This is a genomic window from Sodalis sp. RH22 (assembly GCF_047324165.1).
Taxonomy (GTDB): domain Bacteria; phylum Pseudomonadota; class Gammaproteobacteria; order Enterobacterales; family Enterobacteriaceae; genus Acerihabitans.
This window is the reverse complement of the sequence record NZ_CP178731.1, coordinates 4599472-4624460: the sequence shown is the minus strand read 5'-3', so window position 1 is coordinate 4624460 and position 24989 is coordinate 4599472. Positions and strand designations below refer to the sequence as shown.

General features: G+C 53.0%; 20 protein-coding genes, 1 tRNA gene and 3 pseudogenes. 10 read left to right on the top strand and 14 right to left on the bottom strand.

The genetic code is table 11. The features are described 5' to 3' along the window. Positions 1-35 precede the first annotated feature (35 nt). Positions 36-112 (top strand) — tRNA-Ile (locus ACL2XN_RS21035). A 110-nt stretch (positions 113-222) separates the two neighbouring features. Here ACL2XN_RS21035 and ACL2XN_RS21030 read toward each other — a convergent pair. Next, positions 223-1379 (bottom strand): IS3 family transposase gene (locus tag ACL2XN_RS21030; RefSeq protein ID WP_413729379.1). Its coding sequence is split into 2 segments (ribosomal slippage): positions 223-1127 and positions 1127-1379, totalling 1158 coding nucleotides; the frame shifts between segments, so codons are not numbered across the junction. Positions 1380-1622: 243 nt separating this feature from the next. Here ACL2XN_RS21030 and ACL2XN_RS21025 point away from each other — a divergent pair. After that, on the top strand, positions 1623-1781 hold the full coding sequence (locus ACL2XN_RS21025) for a hypothetical protein (protein WP_410013409.1): 159 nt from the start codon (positions 1623-1625) through the stop codon (positions 1779-1781). Here ACL2XN_RS21025 and ACL2XN_RS21020 read toward each other — a convergent pair. The 5 genes and pseudogenes from ACL2XN_RS21020 to ACL2XN_RS21000 all read right to left on the bottom strand — a co-directional run bounded on the left by ACL2XN_RS21020 (position 1778) and on the right by ACL2XN_RS21000 (position 5292). Next, entirely contained in the window at positions 1778-2392 is a 615-nt protein-coding gene (locus ACL2XN_RS21020; protein WP_410013408.1) for a Fic/DOC family protein, read from the bottom strand. The two genes, ACL2XN_RS21025 and ACL2XN_RS21020, sit on opposite strands and share 4 nt — an antisense overlap. Positions 2393-2396: 4 nt before the next feature. Beyond that, positions 2397-3713, bottom strand: a pseudogene (locus tag ACL2XN_RS21015) (tyrosine-type recombinase/integrase). Between the two features lie 437 nt (positions 3714-4150). Then, positions 4151-4276, bottom strand: a pseudogene (locus ACL2XN_RS21010) (ogr/Delta-like zinc finger family protein); the annotation flags it as partial. Between the two features lie 19 nt (positions 4277-4295). Beyond that, a complete protein-coding gene (locus tag ACL2XN_RS21005) occupies positions 4296-4790 on the bottom strand; it encodes an N-acetyltransferase family protein (RefSeq protein ID WP_413729378.1) in 495 nt (164 codons plus the stop codon). A 97-nt stretch (positions 4791-4887) separates the two neighbouring features. Beyond that, complete coding sequence (locus ACL2XN_RS21000) at positions 4888-5292, bottom strand: YybH family protein (protein WP_413721511.1); 405 nt, start codon at positions 5290-5292, stop codon at positions 4888-4890. 395 nt (positions 5293-5687) lie between these two features. On the opposite strand from ACL2XN_RS21000, the gene ACL2XN_RS20995 reads away from it, so the two are divergent. Beyond that, entirely contained in the window at positions 5688-6329 is a 642-nt protein-coding gene (locus ACL2XN_RS20995) for a glutathione S-transferase family protein (RefSeq protein WP_413729377.1), read from the top strand. A gap of 302 nt (positions 6330-6631) precedes the next feature. After that, complete coding sequence (gene tnpA, locus ACL2XN_RS20990; RefSeq protein WP_410013404.1) at positions 6632-6925, top strand: IS66 family insertion sequence element accessory protein TnpA; 294 nt, start codon at positions 6632-6634, stop codon at positions 6923-6925. A 355-nt stretch (positions 6926-7280) separates the two neighbouring features. Here the strand turns inward: tnpA and ACL2XN_RS20985 are convergent, their stop codons facing one another. Further along, positions 7281-7742: a DUF5680 domain-containing protein gene (locus ACL2XN_RS20985; protein ID WP_413729376.1), complete on the bottom strand. Its 462-nt coding sequence runs from the start codon at positions 7740-7742 to the stop codon at positions 7281-7283. Positions 7743-8177: 435 nt separating this feature from the next. Then, positions 8178-9842 (bottom strand): methyl-accepting chemotaxis protein, encoded by a 1665-nt coding sequence (locus ACL2XN_RS20980; protein ID WP_413729374.1) that lies wholly within the window; start codon positions 9840-9842, stop codon positions 8178-8180. A gap of 630 nt (positions 9843-10472) precedes the next feature. Here ACL2XN_RS20980 and ACL2XN_RS20975 point away from each other — a divergent pair. Beyond that, complete coding sequence (locus ACL2XN_RS20975; protein ID WP_413729373.1) at positions 10473-11798, top strand: hypothetical protein; 1326 nt, start codon at positions 10473-10475, stop codon at positions 11796-11798. Positions 11799-11800: 2 nt separating this feature from the next. Here ACL2XN_RS20975 and ACL2XN_RS20970 read toward each other — a convergent pair whose 3' ends face one another. Together ACL2XN_RS20970 and rlmG are read right to left on the bottom strand one after the other, a co-directional pair. After that, entirely contained in the window at positions 11801-12106 is a 306-nt protein-coding gene (locus ACL2XN_RS20970; RefSeq protein ID WP_410013400.1) for an MbeD/MobD family mobilization/exclusion protein, read from the bottom strand. A 139-nt stretch (positions 12107-12245) separates the two neighbouring features. Next, entirely contained in the window at positions 12246-13373 is a 1128-nt protein-coding gene (rlmG, locus tag ACL2XN_RS20965; RefSeq protein WP_413721514.1) for a 23S rRNA (guanine(1835)-N(2))-methyltransferase RlmG, read from the bottom strand. Between the two features lie 212 nt (positions 13374-13585). Here rlmG and ACL2XN_RS20960 point away from each other — a divergent pair. The 3 genes and pseudogenes from ACL2XN_RS20960 to ACL2XN_RS20950 form a co-directional block, all read left to right on the top strand. Further along, positions 13586-14560: pseudogene (locus tag ACL2XN_RS20960) on the top strand (Gfo/Idh/MocA family protein); the annotation flags it as partial. A gap of 77 nt (positions 14561-14637) precedes the next feature. Continuing rightward, positions 14638-15369 (top strand): glutamine amidotransferase, encoded by a 732-nt coding sequence (locus ACL2XN_RS20955; RefSeq protein WP_410013398.1) that lies wholly within the window; start codon positions 14638-14640, stop codon positions 15367-15369. Positions 15370-15651: 282 nt separating this feature from the next. After that, the gene (locus ACL2XN_RS20950; protein WP_413729372.1) at positions 15652-16593 is read left to right on the top strand and encodes a TerC family protein; all 942 of its coding nucleotides are present in this window, start codon (positions 15652-15654) and stop codon (positions 16591-16593) included. Here ACL2XN_RS20950 and ACL2XN_RS20945 read toward each other — a convergent pair. The 4 genes from ACL2XN_RS20945 to uxaC all read right to left on the bottom strand — a co-directional run bounded on the left by ACL2XN_RS20945 (position 16590) and on the right by uxaC (position 21680). Further along, a complete protein-coding gene (locus tag ACL2XN_RS20945; RefSeq protein ID WP_413729371.1) occupies positions 16590-17132 on the bottom strand; it encodes a YgjV family protein in 543 nt (180 codons plus the stop codon). The two genes, ACL2XN_RS20950 and ACL2XN_RS20945, sit on opposite strands and share 4 nt — an antisense overlap. 96 nt (positions 17133-17228) lie before the next feature. After that, positions 17229-18716 (bottom strand): UxaA family hydrolase, encoded by a 1488-nt coding sequence (locus ACL2XN_RS20940; RefSeq protein ID WP_410013395.1) that lies wholly within the window; start codon positions 18714-18716, stop codon positions 17229-17231. Positions 18717-18734: 18 nt separating this feature from the next. Then, complete coding sequence (locus tag ACL2XN_RS20935; protein WP_410013394.1) at positions 18735-20186, bottom strand: tagaturonate reductase; 1452 nt, start codon at positions 20184-20186, stop codon at positions 18735-18737. A gap of 84 nt (positions 20187-20270) precedes the next feature. Further along, positions 20271-21680 (bottom strand): glucuronate isomerase, encoded by a 1410-nt coding sequence (gene uxaC / locus ACL2XN_RS20930; RefSeq protein WP_410013393.1) that lies wholly within the window; start codon positions 21678-21680, stop codon positions 20271-20273. Positions 21681-22235: 555 nt separating this feature from the next. On the opposite strand from uxaC, the gene ACL2XN_RS20925 reads away from it, so the two are divergent. Both ACL2XN_RS20925 and exuR read left to right on the top strand, forming a co-directional pair. Further along, a complete protein-coding gene (locus tag ACL2XN_RS20925) occupies positions 22236-23534 on the top strand; it encodes an MFS transporter (RefSeq protein ID WP_331120011.1) in 1299 nt (432 codons plus the stop codon). Between the two features lie 272 nt (positions 23535-23806). After that, positions 23807-24583, top strand: a complete 777-nt coding sequence (exuR, locus tag ACL2XN_RS20920) for a transcriptional regulator ExuR (protein ID WP_410013392.1) — start codon at positions 23807-23809, stop codon at positions 24581-24583. Positions 24584-24989 lie beyond the last annotated feature (406 nt).

Genomic DNA, 24989 nt, shown 5'->3' with positions numbered 1-24989 from the left:
TGTCACCGCAGTTACTCTATAATCAACGCCCACTCGGCCCCTTAGCTCAGTTGGTTAGAGCAGGCGACTCATAATCGCTTGGTCGCTGGTTCAAGTCCAGCAGGGGCCACCAAGAAAAACCTTACAGAACAATATATTAAGCCACCATATTGCATGGTGGCTTTTTTGTAGGCGCTACAGGATGGCAGCAAAATGGCAGCAGAGTTATCCTGATTCTATCCTTCAAACACGCAGAGGTAGCCAAAATTGACCTCCCCCCATATCCTGATCATGGCTAAATGAGAGGATTTGCCGTTTTTGGTGACTTCGGATAAATTCCGCCGGAGTCAGATCATTTAATGAAGAAGGTGTCCTGTCATGGTTATATTCCTCCCGCCAGCGATCAAGCTTTTCCTGCACATCTTCCATCGACAGGAACCCGTGGATATTTAGGCATTCATCCCTCAGGCTGCCATTAAATGATTCGATAAACGGGTTATCCGTCGGCGTGCCGGGGCGTGAGAAGTCCATGGTGACCTTATTTTCGTACGCCCATCTATCCAGCACTTTTGAGATAAATTCGCTGCCGTTATCGGCCTGGATCCTTAACGGCACACGATTGTGCATCAACCTCAGATGCTCCAGTACCGCCACCACATCCTCGCCCCTGAGCGACTGGCCGGCATGGATCGCCAGGCATTCCCGACTAAAACTATCGACCACAGTTAACGCCCGAAACCGGCGCCCATTAAACAGATTATCAGCAACGAAATCCATGCTCCAGCATTGATCCGGATTTGACAGTAACGGCCTCTCACGCCGGTGGGCCGCCGTCACATGGCGCCGGGGCCGTTTGCACCGCAAATTTAACCCCTCCTGGCAGTATATGCGGTGCGTTTTTTTGTGGTTCACTCGCCAGCCTTCACGCCTGAGCTGTACATGTAATCGCTCGCAGCCATAACGGATCCGGGTTTCAGCGATCTCCCTGATCCGCGTGGTCAGCCCCCGGTCATCACGGCAAGAACGGTAGTAATAAACCGAGCGGCTCATGGGGATCGTCTGGCAGGCGCGACGAATGCCTACCCGGTAAGCGTCAAGCAAAAAATGGACAATTTCACGCTTACGGGCAGGCTTTAAAACTTTCGTTTTAGCACATCCTGCAGCATCTCTTTGTCCAGGCTCAGATCCGCCACCAAGCGTTTTAGCCGCTGATTTTCATCTTCCAGCTGACGCAAGCGCCGCAGTTCAGCCACGCCCATGCCGCTAAATTTTTTCTTCCAGTTGAAAAAGGTCGCTTCAGAAATGCCCATCGTGCGACACACTTCCGCCACGCGGGTGCCGCCTTCCGCCTGTTTCAAGGCAAAAGCTATCTGTTCCTCGGTAAACTTGGATTTTTTCATGCCCGGATCCCCCCTTTAGTATGAGAAGTGTGGCAGAAAGCTCCCGTTTAGCCTGGTCCTGTTTAATGGGAGGAGATCAGGAAGAGATCACAAGGTAAAGCGATGAGTTTAAAAACTATTTAATGACAAGTCAGTTTTTTCATCATCTCAAATCGAGAGATGTACAGTGCTATCCCATTGTACCAGCCTTGCGGGCTGTCCCTATCCACACTAGAATGATTGCAACAAAACGAGGCTTTCAGCATGACAAAAAAAACAGCACATACTCAGATCACCAGAACTCAGATCTATCGTTCCGTCGCCAGTTCAACCGCGATCGAAACAGGCGTTTCCGTGCAAAAGATTGAACAGCAACTCAAAAAAAATCAGGTACAGGCGAAAGCTGTTGGCCTCGCCCGTTAATCTGGCAAGATATCGTCCACCAGTTGCATCATGGGGCTATAGTTCCCTGATATGCCTGCCTGTATTGCCTTGAAGTAAAACGCCTTGTGCTCATCCCACAGGCTGTAGTCCAGTAAGCCCTTCCCCGACAGAACCGACAACACATCGCAAAGCAATCTCGACAGACGCCCGTTACCTTCTCTGAATGGATGGATCAAAATAAATTCCACATGGCATTCAGCCAGATAACGAACCAGCTCCGGACGAGCCAGGGATTTCAGTTCACCAGAACGGGAGAGAAACTGCTTCTCGAAACCATCAAGAAGAAGCGGAATCCTGTCGGCAGCAGCAAACTGGAAACCGTCCTTAGTTAAGTTGGCATTACGCAACCTCCCCGCCCAGTCGTACACATTCCCCAGCCATTGACGATGCCAGCCGCTGATATGCTCAAAAGCCAGCGCCGCTGGCGGCTGGCCTTCGATAAATAGCTGTTCATAAAGCATCAGCAATAGACCAGACTCCAGCGCCTCCATTTCCTCTTCTTCAGTGATCCCTAGCTTATTAGCCAGCACCAAGTCTCCAGAGCCCGGCTGATAACGCTCTTCTGCTGAATTAAGCTCATATTTTGACAAGCTCTTACCTCCGTCCAAATAAGTTCACACCGTTGTTTTCCTGCTGGCGCTGATAGTTGTTAACCCGATCCTTCCAGATCTCAAGCGCCCTGCGCTTTTCAGTCAGGTAATCATAACGATCATAGTGTTTCGAGCTAACGTCGTTCAACGCGTGGTTCTGGATACGATCGCGGATCTCTTTACTGATCCCCGCCTCCCCCATCAGCGTTTTACAGGTGCGACGTAAATCTCGCGCCGTGAAAACGTTAAACTCAGGACTAGAGGCCCGGAAATACATGATGGAACGCGTCAGACTATCGGTGCGCACCGGTCGCTCGCCGTTGGTCGAGCGTGGGAAGATATAGAGGCTACCACTTTCCTTAGTCAGTTCTTTAACAGAGGCTAATTCATTTAATGCCGACTCAGTCAGCGGGATCAGGTGCTCACGCTTGTTTTTCGATACATCGGCAATGACCAGTAACGTCTTCTGCTGCCAGTCAATCGCGTTCCACTGGCTGGCAATCATTTCAAACGGGCGCTGCCCGCCAGCATAAACACAGAAGCGAATCAGATGCTGCATCAACGGGCCAACGTTAGTTGCCTGAGCGAACTGTTCCATGACAAAAACGTAGCTCTTCCAGCGTTAACCATGTATCACCCACTTTCTCCGCCGAGGACTGCTTCGGTATGGCCGATACCGATTAGCTTCAAGCCCGAACGTAATGCCTACGCTGGTATTCATCGGATCGTTATCGGCTTTAAGCCCGTAGTTGAAAGCCGCCATCAGGTAGGAACGAATTCGGTTTGCATGGACCACCGCATCACGCTGGATGATGCCAGACAAGATCGTTTTGATCTGTAAGGGCGTGACATCCTTCGCTTTGGTCTCGCGAGGAATGACTGAATAGCACTCTTTTTCAAGACGCTTCAGTACATCGGCCCAGGTCCGCTTATTGTCGAGCTTCATCTTGTTAACATAGCCGTGTACCAGTTCTTTAAACGATCCCTGCGAGCGATGAAGCTGCATGATGTGCTGCTCGGCCAGGCGTTGTTGCTCAAGCTCTTGCTGGGGATTTTTTCCTTCAACAAGCCAGGCTCCGTACTTTTTCGCCAGCTCATTGTCCGTCACCAGTTTCATCTCAGGCCAGATGCCCAGCTGAATGAATTTCTCTTTCTTCCCTTTCTCAATGTAGTAACGGAAATAAAAAATCTTGCTGCCTGAAGGCTGAACTTTGACACCAAGCCTGCCGGTACCGCGCTGAGCGCTGTTGCTCCACACGTAGTACGACGTGCTTTTTATCTTCAATCCACGTATAGCAGTCTCGGTAAGATTAGCGGCCATGAGGTTGCCTTTCTGAGTATAAGCGTTACCTGACCCGATGCCCATTTTGGGTCAGGTAACGATAGTACAATGGGGAGACGCGACAACCAATCAGAAACAAAAATAACCTCATAACTGATTGATTATAGAAAATTAAAAATACAATAGGCGCCAATGGCGAACGATTAGAAACATGCCGATTTTATGACTCATAATCGCTTGGTCGCTGGTTCAAGTCCAGCAGGGGCCACCAAGAAAACTTATATAAATCATCCTATTACAACCACCCTTCCCCGTTTCGATTTTTCCTGTTTTACCCGAGTGTCTCAAAAGTGTCTCACCAGAAAATATCGTGCCTCATCGACGACGCAGTTTAGACATCGGAAACAGGCAAACGGCAGGCGAAAAAAAACCTGCTCTCGCAGGCTTGGCTCAGAACCAAACGCATCTTGCTTGGCCCTGGGATGGGGCGGCGCCGGATTTACCCGGCCGGGGATCATAATGGATTCCGTAATGCTTTCCATAGTCTTAAACGTATGGCCGCAATTGATATTAGTGCATTGGTGATAATGTTCTTTGGTGGTATCCCGGTTACGGAGCGGGTTAGAAGTCCAGCCTCATAAGAAGCTCGTCATGGAACACACCATCAACACATAATGCAGCGGTATCTGTTGCCCATTCTTTGAATCCAACAGAACGATAAAGCGCCTGCGCCGGACGGTTTGTCGAGACGACGGAAAGCTTCACCGTCCTCACCGTTCCAACCGCCAGCAGTGCTGCCGCCAGAAGCGCTCTGGAAAGACCGCTGCCCCTCAGTTCAGCCCGGACATACATTCCCCAAAACGTGGCCACATGGCTCAGCTTTGGCGCAGTACTGAAACTGATGCCAATGATGCCCTGCAATCTATTGTGCAGATCAAACCCGCCAAATACCGTATTTAACAGCAGGCGCTCAGCAAAGAACTCATCAGGCTTCTGGCTTTCATCTGCAAATGAAGCGCCGAATGCCTCCGGGTAAAGCCTGAGAGCTTCGAGTCTGACATACCTGAAATCGCCAACATCGTTTCTGGTAACGCGGCGTACCGTAAATACGTCCATTTCCCGCTCCCTACTGCCGCAAAGATGATGTTCGTTATCCTCGGCGGGACTGAATTTAACACCACCCCCGGCAACGCCTGCCCATCATTGCCTGTTTTCAGACGATATTATTATCCAGAAGGGAGGTGCCGTAAGAATTATCGACAGTACACAACCACCGGCCGTCGCCCTCCCGGCGGAATACATAGGTAGCCCGCCGGATGGCCTCGGCCGTTCCGCCCTGATCGTCCGGGAAACGAAGCACCGTTTCCATGATAACCAGAGCATTTCCGCCGCCTTCAATAACCTGCATTTTCCCCTGTTCCACAATGAGCCGATCCTGGAAATAGTCAGATATGGCAATGAAAGCGCGGCGAATATCGTCTTTACCCCGGGCTATCATGCCCGGTTTAACAACCAGCGCCGCATCTTCGGCGTAATGTGCCATCAGCGCGTCAAAATCTTTTGCTGAGATAGCCTTATCACATGACGCAATGATCTGCCGGATCGGGTGTGAATTCATGTATTACTCCCCTTAGAATTAACCTTTTCTATTTACCATAACATCTAACACCCGCCCCCTGAAAGGCGCGCTAACGCTTCTCTGTAGTGTTATGCTGCCCCTCGGCGATCAACCTCACCCCGCTGGCGGCTCGCATCAGGTACGCTTTAGCCTCTTCCGGCATTAATTGTATCCCCCTGGCCCGGGTCTGTTCTATGAGGTCGGCGGTGCGGATGCGTACGCCGTTAGTTTCGGAGCAAACCACATGCGCGAAGGCATCACCTAACTCGTTCTCTCTTATCATTATCAGCCCTCTCCTATTACGGGAAAGGCTACCCGAAGTAGGGAAAAAAACGTTATTACCGGACAAACAGCAGGTAAACTATCCACTCCAATAACAGAGGCGGTGAAGCGATATGCTGCAAGTATGGGGAAGGAAAACGTCATCCAATGTCCAGGCGCTGATGTGGTGCATCGGTGAGTTGCAACTCGATTATCAGCGTTACGATATCGGCCATAAATACGGCGGCAATGACACGCCGGCGTTTTTAGCCATGAATCCCAACGGCACCGTGCCGGTGTTGCAAGATAACGCTGGCCCGGCGTTATGGGAAACGGGCGCCATACTGCGGTATCTGGCAGCCAGGTATGGGAATGATGTTTTTTGGCCGCGGGATGAGAATTGCCGGGCGCAGGTGGATATGTGGGCGGAGTGGTCAAAAATTAATGTGGCGCTTAACTTTACCGCCCCCATTTTCTGGCGCGTGGTGCGCACGGCGGCGAACGAGCGGGATCCGCTGGCGATTGGCCGTGCGGTGGAAACGCTGGCAACCGTTTTATCTATCGCTGAACGCCAGTTAGCCCTGCATCCTTATCTAACGGGTCATGAATTGACTTTAGCGGATATACAGTTCGGCCATGTACTATATCGTTATTATGATATTGATATTCCTCGCCCGGAGTTGCCTCATTTGCAAGCCTATTATCAACGGTTAGCTTCCCGGCCGGCGTACAAAAAACATGTGATAATTTCTTACGAGGAATTACGCGTTTTCTGATGTCGCTAAAACAGCGGTCGCCAGGGGCCGTTTTTCAGCCTGCGCTCTTTATCTGATTTTCGCCGCCTCCAAGCCATGGCTGCAAGATAAAGGTTCTCGTTACTTATCCGTGTAAATAGAACTAGTATTGTCAAAATTATTTCCAAACGATAATGTGAATGGTATATTCAGTTGCAGCGCGCCATCATGCGATAAAGCAAAAAGAATAATAAATTATATTTTCATGATTATTTATTTTGTTATTAAATTTATTTAATAATTAATTCCAATCACATGTTATAAATACATTATCGAGGTAATTAATGGCAAACCGGTATCCCCTGACTGTGCAACTGCATCATATCCAGGCATGGCTGCTCAGCGGATTGTCCAAACAGGACTATTGCGCGCGCGAAAAATTGACGTTAAGTACCTTTTATTATTGGTTAAATAAAAACAAGTTTGACGCGGAAAAAGGCAATATCGGGGCGGCCGGGCGCACCGAGCTCTTAAGAGACGACCCCAATACCGTGACCCTGCACCTGCCCAATGGCTGTTCTGTCAGCTGTTATCCCGGCCAGCTCACCACCATTATGCAAGCGTTGGCTCTGGCATAACGGCGGCGCCGCCGCGGAATTTACCGGCCGTCCGGGGTCAGGCCGTTGCCTGCGGTTGCAAAAGTACGGTTCGGCCACTGCCATTGCTACCTCATAACCGGTCAGCAGGCGACTTACCCGATGGGTAACGCGGATAGCGCTCAAGACAGGCTGTTTTATACGATGGCGGTAAAGCAACTTAGCTGAAATTGGCTGTTTCCGGCCGCCGGGGTGGTCGCTGTATGCCTGGGAATTGCCTTTGTAGAATAGCGCATGGGAAGGTTAATAATAAGAGTAAAGAAACTGTGTATCGCAGCAGGATAAAAAGCCCCCGTAACATGAACAAGGGCTTGGTCAGCGGCGGATTAACGCCGGGCTAATATATCACATCGCCGCCCGAGTAGCTCAGGCTATAAATTAACCGCAGGTCACCCAACGTAACGGTTTCGGTGCCGTTAAACTTATTAATGGTACCAAAAAAACGATTGTTATAGATCATTTTGCCATCCTGGAATTCGGATGGGCCCCGGATAGGCTGTTCAAGCGTCGACCTTGCCAGGTTTTGCCTGACAAACGCATAGATTTTCCTGACAGAATCGTCTGAATCCTCATGATTGATTACCCCGCCTTCGTATGTCATGATCCAAATGGGCTTATTATCTTTAAGTATTAAAATTTTGCCATTTAACGAGCGGTAACCTACATAATAATTCCGATAAATAAAATTATCACTGCAATGCTCGATTACTTTCATGTCACCGCTAAGGGTGTCCCTGATAAGGATATTATCAGGAAATTTATAGAGGAACTTATTTGCTTCGACTAAAAATTTAATCATTATATTTGTACAAGTCCTTGGAAAAGAGGGCGCGTTATAATAAATTCGCTACCTTGGCATTATATTAAGAAAAAGATCAAAATATTTGCCCATCAACCCAAAGAGCACCTCACAACGCCAGACTAGCATCATATTATTTGTCTTAGCAAGGCATTATATTTGTTAAATCGTCTATTTAAATATAGCTTTTACCCAATCGCAACGCATGCCAATAATTAATATACATATTATTTATTTATTTTATGTTTTTGCCAGAAAAAGCAAGAGGATCTAAATGAAGGGAAAGCGGCATTTTGCCGAATAAACGCATGTCCGCAGAATGTCATGACGAAGAAAGTAGGGAACGGTAAGGATAATCGCCTTTTGCGGGTTAGTCATAAGAAACCCGGCCTGAAGGCCGGGCGAAGTATTTATCTCATTACAGGAAAACCATCATTAAAATGTCTGCCAATGCTCATCCTGGCTGGAGGGCGTCTTGCGGCCGGCAATGGCCTGCGGCGCTTTGCCTGCCGGCACCGGCCGGCCCGGAGCGGAGATACCGGCCTGTTTTAACTTGAACACTGAAACCATCTCGGTCAGATGACGCGCCTGTTCTTCAAGCGAGGCGGCCGCGGCCGCCGATTCCTGTACCAGCGCCGAGTTTTGCTGGGTGACGCTGTCCATTTCAGTTACCGCCTGGCCGATTTGCTGAATGCCTTTGCTTTGCTCATCCGAAGCCGAGGCGATTTCGCTCATGATATCGGTCACATGGGTGATGGCCTTTACGATATCCTCCATGGTTTCGCCTGCGTGCGCCACCTGGGTTGAACCGACGTTAACCCGTTCCACCGATTCGTTAATCAGGGTCTCGATTTCTTTCGCCGCTTCGCCGCTGCGTTTGGCCAGGTTGCGTACTTCACTGGCCACCACGGCGAATCCCCTGCCCTGTTCGCCGGCGCGGGCTGCTTCCACCGCGGCGTTCAGCGCCAGGATATTGGTCTGGAAGGCGATACTGTTAATCACGCCGATAATATCCACTATGCGCCGCGAACTGGAGGCGATACTGCCCATGGTGGCGACCACTTCCTGCACGCTGGCGCCGCCTTTCCTGGCGGTTTGCGAGGCCGATTCCGCCAGTTTGCTGGCCTGGTGCGCATTGCCGGTATTTTGCTGCACTGTCGAGTTGAGTTCCTCCATACTGGCCGCCGTTTGCTCCAACGCGGAGGCCTGCTGTTCGGTACGGGACGACAGATCGGTATTCCCCATGGAGATCTCGCTTGATCCCTGGTAAATCGCTTCGGCGCTGGCCCTGATGCTGGTCACCGTGGTGACCCAGCTGTTTTGCATTTCCAGCAGGAACGGAATTAACTGGCCAACGCAGTTGCGCCCGAAATTCTTGATCTCGACATCAAGCCGCCCGGCCGCCAGTTCGGTGAAATAGTATTTTATGGTGTCGAGGGGTTTGACCAGATAACGCACCAGATAACGATCGGTAATCACCATAAGGAGAATTCCCGCCAGTAGCGCGCCCATTAGCGTGCGCTGACACCAGGAGACCAGCAGGTTTATGCGGATACTCGAATCCGCCTTGATTTTTTCTATCGAGGCATTATATGAATGCATAGCGGTAGTGAACTGTTTGCGCAATGTCAGATACGGGTCGGCGAGCTGACGCTCGGCATCGTCCAGCCGTCCGGTTTGCACCGCCAGGGCGAGCGGCTGAATGCCCTTGGTAAACAAATCGAAGGATGAGTTATAGATGTTATCTACCAGTGCCGGTTCCAGCAGCCCATGATCCATGACTTTAAACTGTTTTAATCCCGCATCGATGGCGTTCATCTCTTCCGAGACCGCAGCCATTTCATCGTCAAAAGCCTGCTTATTGCCGGCCTTGGCCTGCTTGGCGGCCCGCTCCAGCGTGGTGACCACGCGGTAGTAGTGATCGTTGGCGCCGTTGATGACGTCACCGTTAACCTGTTGATTATCGCTAAGCTTCAGGGTTTCGTTAACTTGATTTAAGGAAAATAGCGTAAACGTCGATACCGCTGCCCAGAGCAACGAAAAAATAATGAGGATGAAGACCAATACCCACCTGATTTTAAAATTTTTCAATATATTCATTTACTTTTCCTTTCGTGCTCTCTTTGTTATTCCTTGCCCGGGCATCCTCTTGACGGTTGCCTTGGCATGTCGGCTTATCTCTTGGCGCCGGTAAATCAGGTTCTGGACGGGGCCTTATGAAAATATGCCTTCTGTTAATGGCAATACCCTAATCATCGGCAAAAGCAGGCCAAGGTTTATAGTGCGGAGAATATTTATCCGCATTATTAATCAGCGGCGTTAAAATTGGGTTTAAGGTAAAGATAAAAGTATTGTCATAGCCGTCAGGATGGCCGTTTAGGCGCGCAAAGCGTACATGTACTGTATGAAGGTATTATTAGACATCGAACTATATACCATCTTTGATAAGGCGTTCCCATCCTGATAGTGACCTAAGGAAGTATATTTTAAGGCATTGTAATCAGAGGTAAAAAATGACGTTACTTTTGGCATCACGCTTGTTTATTGAGAACAGTTATTTATATATTGACTCTATTACCCTGCGCGGCATACCGCGTTTAACATGATATAGGCTAAAATACAGGCCGTCATTTTCGTACCATGCTGAAATGGCTAAAAGAAAAAACATGACTGTGTACAAAAACCTATTATATATCACTTATTAATATTCCATCGGTTCAAGAGGAAAGTATGCTCAGCGTTAATGCCAACGATAAATCATATTGCAATAATATAACATATAGCGAGATACCGGAAAAAAATCGCACAGACGTTAGTTTATATGATCATAAAAAATTTACCGAAAACATTAATTTTATTAAAGAAATTTATCGAGCTAAGTATCAGCCAACAACCAATATCACACCTCATGCATTCGTGAATGATTACCTGACCGTATGTGTCGATGCATCGTCTGACTCGCCCCCCTGCCTGCCGGCGCGCAATCATGAGATAAGGCCAAGTCCGGATACCTGCCAGCGTAATTTATTCAGGTTCATGCTAAATACCTGGTTTCAGTGGTACGAAGCAGACGTTGAGGCAAACATTAAGATAAAACTTACCCAATGCATGCGTTTATTTTTGCATGAATATGAGAACTATCACTATTCTGGCACGCCGTTGTCCGACCATGCCATGCTGGAACAGACCTTCGTCCTGCCGGAGGAATTAAAATGTATCCTGCCGCCGGGAGTATTTGTGGAAAAAATCATATTGGAAACGATGATTTATTTACTTTCGCAAGAGAAAACGGATTTTTTTTGTACCCCGACCCTACTTTATGGACATCAGGCGAATAGAATCAATAACCACTTTCCTCTTTATTTAAGGGAGGATACGCAGAAGCGTTTTCACATTGCCCGTGTCAGGATGGAAACACTCGCTATAGGCCATTATCTGATGATGCCTTTATTATCTATGCAAAGAGGAGAAGATGGTGTTTTATCCCAGGGTGATCATTTCAGCGCTATTTTAGTGGAAAAAAAATCAAGGGGTTTTGTTTTTAATATCTTCGACAGTTACGACTCAGGAGAGGAGAATGAAGATAAAGAAAAATTACTAGACGCTCTTATTGACGAATCAAGTGATAACGAAATTCGCTATTTTGGCCAGCAGTTTCAATTTAATAATGATTGTAGTATTCATACGTATAATTTTCTCAGATTATGCACTCTGGCGCCGTCCGCCGCATTATCTGAACAGCATCAAATTCGTCAGATGACCGAACGCTATATACTCAATATCAAATCATTGCAGCAACTGCTCGGGAGAGATGACAACGCAACAAGCCAGATGTTACGTACGTTTTTTGTTCTGGACGGGATTAAAAGCGGTTATACGCAGGGGATGACCCATGATTTCGAATTGCTGGGCAAGATCTATGATGTGCAGGAAGGCGGCGCCGTTGCCGGCAACGCCACCCGTCCCCCCGGCTTTTGGCAACGATTGCGCCGTAACCCATCATTGACCTTGAGGCCCTGGAAGCGGTGCGGCAAAAATAGCACATCGCCGGCGTGACATTAATTAGCGCCGGGCAGGGACCGGCGGAACGCCGCCGCATCCCTGGCCAGCGCGTCAATATGGGTGCCTAATATTTTGATTTTGTGGATTAACGGATTGCGATCGGGCGAGCTGTCCAGGTTGTTGAGCTGGCTTATCAGTAGCGCATTTTGTTCACGCAGCTTTGCTTCGCGCCGCAGGCTCAAATCCAGTTGTTGCTGCAAAGTCTGATGGTCCAGCTGCCACAGTTTATGGTGGCGGCCAAAGCTTTGCTCCAGCTCCGTCAACGCATCGTTTAACCGTGTTTCGAACTCTTGCAACAACATAATCGTTCCTTAAAAATGACCTTTGGCGAAGTATAATCACTGTCGGCATAGCCAACAAATGCATTAGTGCCCGCCTTTTTTCACCGGTTAAATGCTTACCAAAACGTCCTGGGAAGCAGGCCGGAAACCGCTTGCGGCATCAGATTTTTACCGCGCGCAACACCACGAATTTTGGATTCGAACCAAGTGTAGTGCAGTTGCCGAATAACTGTTTGATCTGATGATAATAATCTAAGTGTCGGTTGGCAACGACGCGTAATTCCCCCCCGACGCGCAGGGTGCGCTTCGCATCCCGGAACATTTCCCTGGCGATGTGATCGGTTATCGCCTGCTGCTGGTGGAACGGCGGGTTGCATAACACCGCCTGCACGCTGCCGGCGTCATAACCCGCCAGCGAATTTTCCACGCTGAACCGGCAGCGCGCCATATCCTGGGGGCGGTTAATCTCTATATTAATCCGGCTCGATGCGACCGCCATATAGGATTCATCGACAAAATGCACTTCGGACCCGGGATTTTGTCCCAGGGCGGTTAAACCCAGCACGCCGTTGCCGCAGCCCAGATCGACCAGGGTGCCGTCGAGCCCTTTGGGCAGATGGTGCATAAAGAACCGGGCGCCGATATCAAGCGACGCGCGGGAAAACACATTGGCATGATTATGGATCTGGTATCCGCTCTCCTCAAGGGTCCAGACGCAGCGCCGATCGGGACTGTCCGCCGCTGGCGCGGTCACCTGGCTGAAAATCAGCCGGGCTTTCTTTTTGGCCAGGGACGTGCGCGTGGGCCCGAGGATATCGCTAAACCGTTGCAGGGTGGAGTTATGGATATCCTTAACCTTTCCCGCCGCGATAACCTGCGTGGCGGCGGTGGCCACCCGGCGCAGGGCATAGAGCTGATACTCCAGCAGCGCCAGGGTCTTGGGAATTTTCATCACCACCAGGCCGGGGGCGTCCGGCAGCGGGGACAGGCTGTCCAGAAAATGGATTTCACCGTCGTCGCCGGGATTTTGCCGGTCATTATGCCGGGTCGCCAACTGGCTGAGGTAGGAGTCGCCGCTGCTATAGGGCGAGAGGGCGCGCAGCGCGCAGGCCAGCGCGCCGAAGCTGTCGTTGAGAATCAGCGTCGGCCCGGCGACGGCGCCCAGGGTGGCGATATGGGCCAGCAGGTATTCGTCCGCCGCATCCCAGGCCTGTAAATTGTCATCGGCCGCGCCGGGCGGATATCTGTCAAGCTCCAGCGTGCCGGAAGCATAGTCAAAGCGGCTCATAGGCCTTTCCTGAAACAGTCAAATTGGGGTGTTTATCCCTGAAAACGCCACCGCAGTAAACTCTTTTTTCATCCGCCGGGCAAAAACCGCGCCGATCGGGGCGATTTAACGCCGGACGGGCGGGGTTAACCTGCCCGCAGGGATGTTTTCCTTCTACTATTAGCGTGCTAATCTGAGGCTTCGTTTACCACTGCGCAGGATAATGATTCAGTATGATTCGCTTCGCTGTGATAGGTACTAATTGGATTACCCGGCAATTTATCGATGCCGCCCATGAGAGCGGCAAGCTTAAACTGACGGCCATCTATTCCCGCACCCTCCCACAGGCGCAAATACTTGGGATCGATTATCCGGTCCAGTACTATTTCGACTCGCTGGAGGCCCTGGCGCAATCCGATGCCGTAGACGCAGTGTACATCGCCAGCCCCAACGCCATGCACTGCTCCCAGGCGCTGTTGCTCCTGGGCAATAAAAAACATGTGATCTGCGAGAAGCCGCTGGCCTCCAACCTGCGCGAGGTGGAAGACATGATTGCCTGCGCGCGCGCCAATGGCGTCGTGCTGTTCGAGGCGTTTAAAACCGCCAGCCTGCCTAATTTTCATGCCTTGCAACAAGCGCTGCCGCGCGTGGGCAAATTGCGCAAGGTGTTGCTTAACTATTGCCAATATTCCTCGCGCTACCCGAAATATCTGGCCGGTGAACAGCCCAACACCTTTAATCCGGCATTTTCCAACGGCTCCATCATGGATATCGGCTTCTATATGCTGGCGAGCGCTGTGGCGCTGTGGGGCGAGCCGCTGCGCCTGTACGCCACCGCCTCGTTGCTGGCCAGCGGCGTTGACGGCCACGGCACGGTGTGTCTGGATTATGGCGATTTTGACGTGACGCTTAGCCATTCAAAGGTCAGCCAGACCGCGCTGCCAAGCGAAATCCAGGGGGAAGACGGGTCCCTGGTGATTGAAAAAATGTCCGAATGCCAGCAGATCACCTGGGTGTCGCGCAGCGGCAATAAGCAGGATCTTACCCAGCCGCAGCATATCAATACCATGCTCTACGAAGCGGAACATTTTGCCGCGCTGGTGGAAAACAACGAGGTGGAGCACGCCGGTCTGGCGCATGCGCGCGCCACCGCCGCCCTGTTAACGGAAATCCGCCGCCAGACCGGCGTGGTATTTCCCGCCGATAATCCCACGGCTAGCAGCCATGCCGTTGACGCACGCGCCGGCGGCCTGGCGATAAACGCCCGGGATGGGAGGACGGTGGCATGACGACCGCGGCCAAACCCATTCTGATCCTGCAAACCGGCGACGCGCCGCCGGATGTGATCGCGGCTAACGGCAATTACGACACGATGTTCCTGCAGGCGACCGACCTGGACCCACGGCAGGTGTGGATTGTCCACCTGCCGGGCGGCGAACGGCCCGACACGCCCGATGCCTATTGCGGCGTGCTGATTACCGGGTCGGCGGCCATGGTGACCGAACGGCTGGCCTGGAGCGAATTCGCCGCCGCGTGGCTGCGCCGGGCGATGGCGGCCGGGATACCGATTTTCGGCGTCTGCTACGGCCACCAGCTGCTGGCCTACGCGCTGGGGGGCGAGGTGGACTATCTTGCCGACGGCATGGAGGTGGGCACCCAGGCGATTGAAGTATTGCCCGCCGCCGCCAACGACCCGTTGATCGCCCGGCTGCCGGAGCGGTTCCAGGCCAATCTGATCCATTCGCAGACCGTGATCACGCCGCCCGCGGGCGCCACCGTGCTGGCCCGATCGGCGCGCGATCCCCACCAGATCCTGCGCTATCGCCATAATGTGATCACCACCCAGTTCCATCCGGAGTTTTCCGCCGCGGTGATGCATGATTTTTTAGCGGGCATGACGGCCGAGGAGCCGATGCGCGGACCGGAGCTGGCGCAAATCGGCCGCGGGATCGCCGATACGCCCGACAGCGAGGCCCTGATGGCGGCGTTTGTCCGGCAATGCCTGCGGGCGGGATAACGCGGCGCGTCCGGGGTAGCGCGAGGTTAACCGGACGGGAGATTGACTGTCGCAAATTTTTACATTAATGTTGCGCCTAGCAAAGGGGAGTAACTTCTTCGTCGGTTTGCCGTCAATACGATGCCAACGCATCCGGCTACCGGGCAATCAGGACAGCGGAATCAATCCTGTCCTGCGTTGTAAGTGAGACCTTGCCGGAAGGCGAGGTATGTTTGCATCCTGGATCAGGAAAAAACGGCTGCGTCTTCCGACGTTAGCCGTTTTTTTTTGAGGATATCCCTGATGAATACCGTTGGCACACCTTTGCTGTGGGGCGTTTTTTCCGTGGTGGTCGTTATCATGCTGGCCATCGACCTGCTGCTCCAGGGCAAAACCATGACGTTGAAACGCGCCGCCTGCTGGTCCGTGGTGTGGGTCTCCCTATCCCTGCTGTTTAACGCCGCCTTTTGGTGGTATCTCGCCACCACCCAGGGGCGCGCCGTGGCCGACCCGCAGGCGCTGGCATTCCTTACCGGTTACCTGATTGAAAAAGCGCTGGCGGTGGATAATGTCTTTGTCTGGCTAATGCTGTTCGGTTATTTCGCCATACCGGCGCAGCTGCAACGGCGGGTACTGGTCTACGGGGTATTGGGCGCCATCGTACTGCGCACCCTGATGATCTTTGGCGGCAGCTGGCTAGTGACCCGGTTCGACTGGCTGCTGTATATTTTCGGCGCCTTCCTGCTGTTTACCGGGATTAAAATGGCCTGGTCAAAAGAGGATGACGCCGCGCTTGACCAAAAACCGCTGGTACGCTGGCTGCGCGGCCATTTGCGCATGACCGGTGAAATCCACGGCGAGCGCTTTTTTGTCCGCCAAAACGGCGTACTGTTCGCCACGCCGCTGATCCTGGTGCTGATCCTGGTGGAATTCAGCGACGTCATTTTCGCCGTCGACAGTATTCCGGCTATTTTTGCCGTCACCACCGATCCCTTTATCGTCCTGACCTCCAACCTGTTCGCTATTCTGGGCCTGCGCGCCATGTATTTTATGCTGGCGGGCGTGGCCGAACGCTTCTCGCTGCTGAAATATGGCCTGGCGCTGATCCTGGTCTTTATCGGCGCCAAGATGCTGATCGTGGATATTATCCATATTCCCGTGGCGATATCCCTGGGCGTGGTGGCCTCTATTCTGGCAGCCACCCTGCTGATTAACGCCTGGGTTAACCAGCGTAAAGGGAGTTAACGCGTCGAGACGGCTTTATGTTCCGCGGCGAACGGGTCGATGCCGCGTAATTGCATACGGCGAAAGCGCACGATATTAATGCCGTTGACAATCAAAAAGCTGCCTTCGATAAGCGAGCCGCCGATAGAGCCAAGCCAGATATTATGGATGACCCAGCCGGCGGTGGAACACCACATCACGCAGCGGGTGGTCAGCCCGCGGGTGCGGAACAGCGCCCAGGTGCTGATAACCGTACCGATAATGGGCAGCAGCTCCACGGCGTGCTTGACCTCGGAGAGCCCGAGCGCCAGGGTGAGGATAATGAATGCAAACATCACCAGAATGCTGCGGGTACGTGTTGAGATCACCGTACGCAGCGCATTCAGCACCGCGCTCATGCCCGCGGCGTTGGCGCCCATCAGGAAAAAATGGCAACCGATGATAAAGCTGTAAAGCGCGAGCTGCAGTTTGAACTTGCGATCGTCACGTTTGATAAACATGGTGATGCCGACAAAAAATGCCAACACCCCCACGCCCTGAGCGACCCAGTAAAGGCTCATGGCACGGCATTCCTGTAATTTGGGGAAAGAATAAAATGAAAACGGCGCTTCATAATTATGAAACGCCGTTCTTATAGTAAGGATTCAGGCCGGTTTTTACAACGTTACGCCGCTTTTAAATATGGCCAGTTCCCGGAAATCATTCACTTCGTTGCGCGTGTGCTTGCCATTGGCAATGGCGACGATTAAATCGACGAACTCCGCCAGCACCTGATCCATCGCGACGCCGTGAATCAACCGGCCGGCGTCGAAATCAATCCAATGAGGCTTTTTCGCCGCCAGTTCGCTGTTGGTGGCAAGCTTCACCGTCGGCACAAAACCGCCGTAAGGCGTGCCGCGCCCGGTGCTGAACAGCACCATATGGCATCCCGCGCCCGCCAGGGCGCTGGTGGCCACCGCGTCGTTGCCCGGCGCGCTGACCAGGTTGAGGCCCGGCACATGCAGGCGCTCCCCGTATTTCAGCACGTCCATCACCTTGCTCTGGCCGGCTTTTTGCGTACAGCCGAGGGATTTCTCCTCCAGGGTGGTAATGCCGCCGGCCTTATTCCCCGGCGATGGGTTTTCATAAATCGGCTGTTGATGGGCGATAAAATATTGTTTGAAATCATTGACCATATGCACGGTCTTTTCAAACGTCGCCTCGTCCCGGCAGCGGCTCATCAAAATACGCTCGGCGCCGAACATTTCCGGTACTTCGGTTAATACCGAGGTGCCGCCGTTGGCGATGACATAATCCGAGAAGCGTCCCAGCAGCGGATTGGCGGTAATGCCGGACAACCCGTCCGAACCGCCGCATTCGAGGCCGAATTTCAGCTCGCTGAGTTTGCCCGGCTGGCGCTTATCCTCGCGCATCGCCAGGTAAAGCGCGCGCAGGCACTCCAGCCCCGCCTCCACTTCATCATCCTGCTGCTGGCAGACCATAAAGGTCACCCGCTGCGGATCATACTCGCCAAGCGTGGTGCGGAACACGTCGACCTGATTGTTTTCGCAGCCCAGGCCAATCACCAGCACCGCGCCGGCGTTGGGATGGCGCACCATGTTTTGCAGCATGGTGCGGGTGTTTTCATGATCCTGCCCCAGCTGCGAGCAGCCGAACGGATGGGTAAACAGATGAACGCCGTCGATATCCTCGGCGCCAAAGGTCTCCTTCAAAAAACGCTGCTGGATCTGTTTGGCGATGCCGTTGACGCAGCCGACGGTCGGCAGGATCCACAGCTCGTTGCGGATGCCCACCTCGCCGTTGGCGCGGCGGTATATCTGAATCTCACGATCGGGCATCTGCGCCGGCAGGGTTTTGAAATCCGGCAGGTACTGATATTCATCCAGGTCGCTAAGATTGGTCTTGGCATTTTGCGAATGAATGTGCTGGCCGGGAGCGATGGGGCTCAGCGCATGGCCGATGGGCAGACCATATTTAACGATCATTTCGCCCTCGCCTATGGGCGCCAGGGCAAACTTATGGCCCCGGGCGATAGGCTGGGGCAGCGTGATGGTCACGCCCCCGATTTCCACCGTTTCATTCGTGTCGAGGTCTTGCAGGGCGACCGCCACATTGTCTGAGGAATGAATTTTAATAATATTCATGAATTAACCTTTTTGCTTTCAGCAATAGGCTGAAACGGCAGTGCGCATGCCTTGGTCGATAATGGCCTGCAACTGCTGTTCAACCTGTTTCGCCAGGCCGGGAACCTTGAGCAGATCCTGTTCCCAATGCTCTGTATCGCCCAACACGTCATTTACTAAGGTGCTTAACGCCACCTCGCCTTTGTCCACGCCGCTCCAAAGCGATTTGAAACGGGTAATCCATTTTTCATCATCCTGCATCGGGTAGCTTTCGCCGTTGCGTTCTCCGCGGTAAAACGCGATCAGCGCCGCCAGGGCGAAGGTCAGCCGGGCCGGAAGCTCGCCGTGTTTTTCACGATAGGACAACAGCTGCGGCAGGATGCGGGTACGGAATTTGGTCATGCCGTTCAGGGAGATGGACAATAACTGATGCTGGATAAAGGGGTTGCGGAAACGGCTTAGCACCGCCTGCGCAAACGAGGTCAGTTCATCATGGGGCAGATCCAGCACCGGCACGATTTCTTCGGCGATGGTTTTTTCCACATAAGCGCTGATCAGTTTATCGTTCATCGATTCGCCGACGGTGTCCAGGCCGGACAGGAACGCTACCGGCACCAGCGCGGTGTGCGCGCCGTTAAGGATGGCGACCTTGCGTTCTTTGTAGGGCTTGATGTCGTCGACGATGCGCACGTTCAGGTCCATCTGGTCCAGGCGCAGTTCCTTGGCCAGCCACTGCGGTCCCTGGATAACAAACAGATAAAAATACTCGGCGGTATCAAGGAAGGTGTCCTGGTAGCCCAGTTCGGCCTGCAGTTCTTCCACTTCGCCACGCGGGTAACCGGTCACGATACGGTCGACCAGGGTGGAGCAAAAGGTGTTGTGTTCATTGAGCCAGGTGGTGAACCCGGCCGGCAGCGCCCATTGTTGGGCGTAACGCAGCACCAGCTCTTTCAGCGCGTCGCCGTTATAGTCGATCAGTTCGCACGGCACCAGCACCCAGCCTTTATCGGCGGCGCCGTCAAAATGGCTGAAACGTTCGAACAGCAGTCGGGTCAGCTTGGCGGGATAGCTGGCGGGCGGCGTATCGGTCAGCTTGTCCCCGGCCTGGTAGCTGATGCCGGCCTCGGTGGTGTTGGAAAAGACGAAACGGATATTGGCGTCGTGCGCTAGGGCCAGGTAATCGTCGAATTCATGATAGATATTGATTTCACGGTTAACCGAGCGGATAAGCCTGGGCTCGCGCACCGCTTCGCCCTGTTCATTCAGGCCGCGGATAACGGTGGTGTACAGGCCGTCCTGGGTGCTGAGCGACGGCGGGAAATCCGTATTGATTGGACGGATGATAACGATGCCGGCGTCCAGATCGGTATGTTCATTAAGCAGATCCAACTGCCAGTCGATAAAAGCGCGTAAAAAATTTCCCTCGCCGAACTGGATGACACGCGTGGTGTACTGGGGTCCGGGAAAGTTTTGACGATTTAGCGTTTGCATGCGAAATTTACCTTAAAAATTACCCGGCTGCGGATAATAAAAAATAGCGTTTTAACCGGGCGAGCCTAAGGCCCGCCCCCAGAATCAAAGCTCAATGGCGAAGTAGTTTTTCGCGTTATCAAAGCAGATATTTTTCACCATTTCGCCCAGCAGGTTGATATCCGCCGGCGCTTCGCCCGCTTCCACCCAGTGGCCCAGCATGCGGCACAGGATGCGGCGGAAATACTCGTGGCGGGTATAGGACAGGAAGCTGCGGCTATCGGTCTGCATGCCGACAAAGCGGCTCAGTAGACCCAGGTTGGCCAACTGCAGCATCTGGCGTTCCATACCGTCTTTCTGGTCGTTAAACCACCAGCCCGGGCCGAACTGCATTTTGCCTGGCATGCCTTCACCCTGGAAGTTGCCGATCATGGTGCCGATAATTTCGTTATCCGACGGGTTCAGGCAATACAGGATGGTTTTCGGCAGGGCGTTGTTACGGGCCTGCGCATCCAGCAGGCGGGACAGCGCCATGGCGACCGGCTGGTCATTGATGGAGTCGAAGCCGGTATCCGGGCCGAGCTGTTTCAGCATGCGGGTATTATTGTTGCGCAGCGCGCCGATATGGTATTGCTGGGTCCAGCCGCGGCGGGTGTATTCACTGCCCAGGAATATCAGCACCGCGGTGCGGAACTGGGCGATTTCGTCCTTGGAGGGCAGCTTGCCGTCCAGACGGCGGGCCAGGATGCCGTTCAGGGTGTTTTCGTCCGCTTCGCCGTAAACCACCACGTCCAGCGCATGGTCGGAGACCTTACAGCCATGGGCGGCAAAATGGTCCAGACGTTTTTTCAGCGCGTCGGTCAAGGTGCTGAAGCTGGTGATGGCGGTGTCGGCAGCGGCTTCCAGCAGCTTCATATAATCGTTAAAGCCTTCCGCTTCTATATTAAAGGCTTTATCCGGGCGCCAGCTCGGCAGCACTTTGATATTGAAGCTGGCGTCTTCGGCCACCGCCTTGTGGTGAACCAGGGAATCCACCGGATCATCGGTGGTGCCGGCCAGCTTCACGTTCATCTGTTTCATGATGCCGCGGGCGGAGAAATTGTCCTGGGCCAGCATTTCGTTGCCGCGATCCCAGATTTCCCGCGCGGTGGCGGGGCTCAGCAGTTTATCGGTGATGCCGAACGGACGGCGCAGTTCCAGGTGGGTCCAATGGAACAGCGGATTGCCGATGGTATGGGGAACCGTCTTGGCCCAGGCTTCGAATTTTTCATAGTCCCCGGCGTCGCCGGTGCAAAAACGCTCGGCCACGCCGTTGGTGCGCATGGCGCGCCATTTATAGTGATCGCCTTTCAGCCAGATATCGTACAAATTCTTGAAACGGTAATCTTCCGCAATCTGTACCGGCGGCAAATGGCAATGGAAGTCATAAATCGGCTGGTCCACGGCGTAATCATGATACAAACGGCGAGCGAATTCGCTATCCAACAAAAAATCTTCAGTCAAAAACTGGGACATTTCAGGCTCCTCACCTTCATTTCTTTGAGTTATGTTTCTTAAATGTTGAAAGGTGTTATACCAATTTAGCAGGAAAATGCAGATCCTGCCGGTGCTGATATACCATTTCCTGCCAAATTCAACAAAAACTCAACATATATAGGTCAGCTACAGGGCTTACGCCCGGCTAACGGGACGATTTATTATCCCTTAAAATAAAAATGGTTTTTGTGATGTCACTCAACTTTTAAATCTGTATGACAAGTTATCGTAGCGCCACATTGAGTCTGGACTCAATCATTTTGTTTAGATGACCGCACTCAGGGTCATGAATTCATCTGACGGGCCAGGGCGATGCGGATTTCCGGCGGCGATTTGCCGGCAGTCCAAACAGCGGTAAGCGGTATCGGGTTAAAGCGGCAGGCGTTGGCAAGGCGCGGGTCGTTAGACCGGATAACAGGCCGACAGAATATAACAATACCCGGAGAGCGCGCTCTCCGGCTGGCTCTATACCCGTCGTCCCCATGATATCTGGGTAGTGGTGATGACGGCTCATACTCATTGGGAGAAGTGGTAATGCGTAAAATAAAAGGGTTACGCTGGTATATGATCGCCCTGGTCACCGTTGGTACGGTGCTGGGTTACCTGACGCGTAACGCCATTGCGGTGGCAGCTCCTACCCTCCAGGACCAGCTGCATATCACCACACAGCAATATTCCTATATTATTGCCGCCTACTCTGCATGTTATACGCTCATGCAGCCGGTAGCCGGTTATGTACTGGATTTGCTGGGCACAAAAGTCGGTTACGCCGTATTCGCCATCGTTTGGGCGCTGATGTGTATGGCGACCGCGCTGGCCAGCAGCTGGGGCGGACTGGCGATTGCCCGTGGCGCCGTCGGCATGGCTGAAGCGGCTATGATTCCCGCCGGCCTGAAGGCCAGCAGCGAATGGTTCCCGGCGAAAGAACGTTCTATCGCCGTGGGTTACTTCAACGTCGGCTCGTCAATCGGGGCGATGCTCGCACCGCCGCTGGTCGTCTGGGCGATTGTGGTTCACAGCTGGGAACTGGCGTTCGTTATCGTCGGCGCGCTGAGCCTGGCCTGGGCCATCGCCTGGCTGGTACTGTATAAGCACCCGAAAAACCAGAAGAAACTGAGCGACGAAGAGCGCGAATATATTCTGGGCGGCCAGGAAGCACAGCATCAGGTAAACAACGCCAAGAAGTTGTCCGCCTGGCAGATTATCCGCAACCGTCAGTTCTGGGGCATCGCCATCCCGCGTTTCCTGGCTGAACCGGCCTGGGGTACCTTTAACGCCTGGATCCCGCTGTTCATGTTCAAGGCTTACGGGTTCAACCTGAAAGAAATCGCCCTGTTCGCCTGGATGCCGATGCTGTTTGCGGATCTCGGCTGTATCCTCGGCGGCTATATGCCTCCGTTCTTCCAGCGCATCTTCGGCGTTAACCTGATCGTTTCACGTAAACTGGTCGTGACCCTCGGCGGTTTCCTGATGATTGGCCCTGGCCTTATCGGTCTGTTTACCAGTCCTTACGTTGCCATCGGCCTGCTGTGCATCGGCGGTTTTGCCCATCAGTCCCTGTCCGGCGCACTGATTACGCTCTCCTCCGACGTCTTCGGCCGTAACGAAGTCGCCACCGCCAACGGCCTTACCGGCATGGCGGCCTGGACGGCAAGCACCATGTTCGCCCTGGTCGTAGGCGCCCTGGCGGACACCTTGGGCTTCAGCCCGCTGTTCGCGGTACTGTCGGTATTTGACTTACTGGCCGTGCTGGCGGTATGGACCATACTGCAAAACCGTCCGGTGGTGGAACTGCTGCCCGGGCAAGAGCCGCTCAAACCGGCCCATAGCTAAATGACGCCGCAACGCGCGCTGTTTTCCACGCGACGCGGCGACCAATAGCACGTCCCTGAAATCCCCGGCACATGCATGACGCATTGCCGGGGATTTTTATTCCGGGGCGGAAAAGTAGGTGTAATGGGATATGTCCATCTAGGCGCTTCATTTAATAAGTGGTATAACAAATATGTCATCGATGTGAGTTCTAAACGAGCAACTTTTGACGCGTTGCGCAGTGATGGCGCGGCACCGACTAAAACGTTACCCAACATTTAAGAGCCTGTATCATGGAATTCACCGAAACCCGACGATTATATCAACAGCTGGCCGCCGAGCTGAAACAACGCATCGAGACCGGCGTCTATCCCGTGGGTGAAAAACTGCCGGCGGAGCGCTATATCGCGGAAGAGATGAATGTCAGCCGCACCGTGGTGCGTGAAGCCATCATCATGCTGGAAGTGGAAGGCTACGTTGAAGTGCGCAAAGGTTCCGGCATCCACGTCATCTCCAGTCAGCAAAAAAACCTGCTGCTGCCCAGCGGCGAGTTTCAGTTCACCACCGCAGGTCCGTTTGAACTCCTGCAGGCGCGCCAGCTGATCGAGAGCAATATCGCCGAATTCGCCGCCACGCAGGTTACCCGCCAGGATATCGTGTTATTAATGGATATCCAGGAAAATGCCCGCCTGGAAGATCGTTTCCGCGATTCAAAATGGGATCTGAAATTCCATGTCCAGGTCGCCCTGGCGACGCAGAACACCGCCATGGCCACCATTGTCGAGCAGATGTGGAGCCAACGGCTGCACAACCCGTACTGGCGCAAGCTGCATGAACATATCGATGATAAATCCATCGAAAGCTGGTGCGAAGATCACGATCATATCCTCAAGGCCTTGATCCGCAAAGACCCCTACGCGGCCAAACTGGCGATGTGGCAACATCTGGAAAACACCAAGCAAATGCTGTTCCACGCCACCACTGATGATTTCGAATTTAACGTCGACCGTTACATGTTTACCGAAAATCCGGTCGTACACCTTGATAGCCTGGCCAACGGCACCAAATAAACCCTCGCGTTGCATGTGATGATCAGGCCGCGGCGCGCCATTGAGGGCCCGCATCCGTGTAGGCGCCCTGGCGCCACGCCGGGGACGTTCGTTCATTTCAGGCCAATGGCGCGCCATGCTTGACTCTTCTTACCCCGTCCCAGGCGGATGTGCGCGTTTTCAACCTCCTGTTTTTGTTAGTCTTGCCAAGCGCTTGCGCCCGACGGCCGGACCACGTCAGTAAGTGTCGTTTTTCTGTCAGCCCATGTAAAAGAAGCCTTTGCCAGGCGTTTTTATTGCAATATATCCTCGCGGCGGGACGATTGTCGGTTATATTTCCCTGTCTCACGATGTCTGATTTTGTTACAGTGAGATGGCTTTTTTTACATTTTAACCAGGTTGTAAGCTGCTGTTTCAAGTTAGGAAT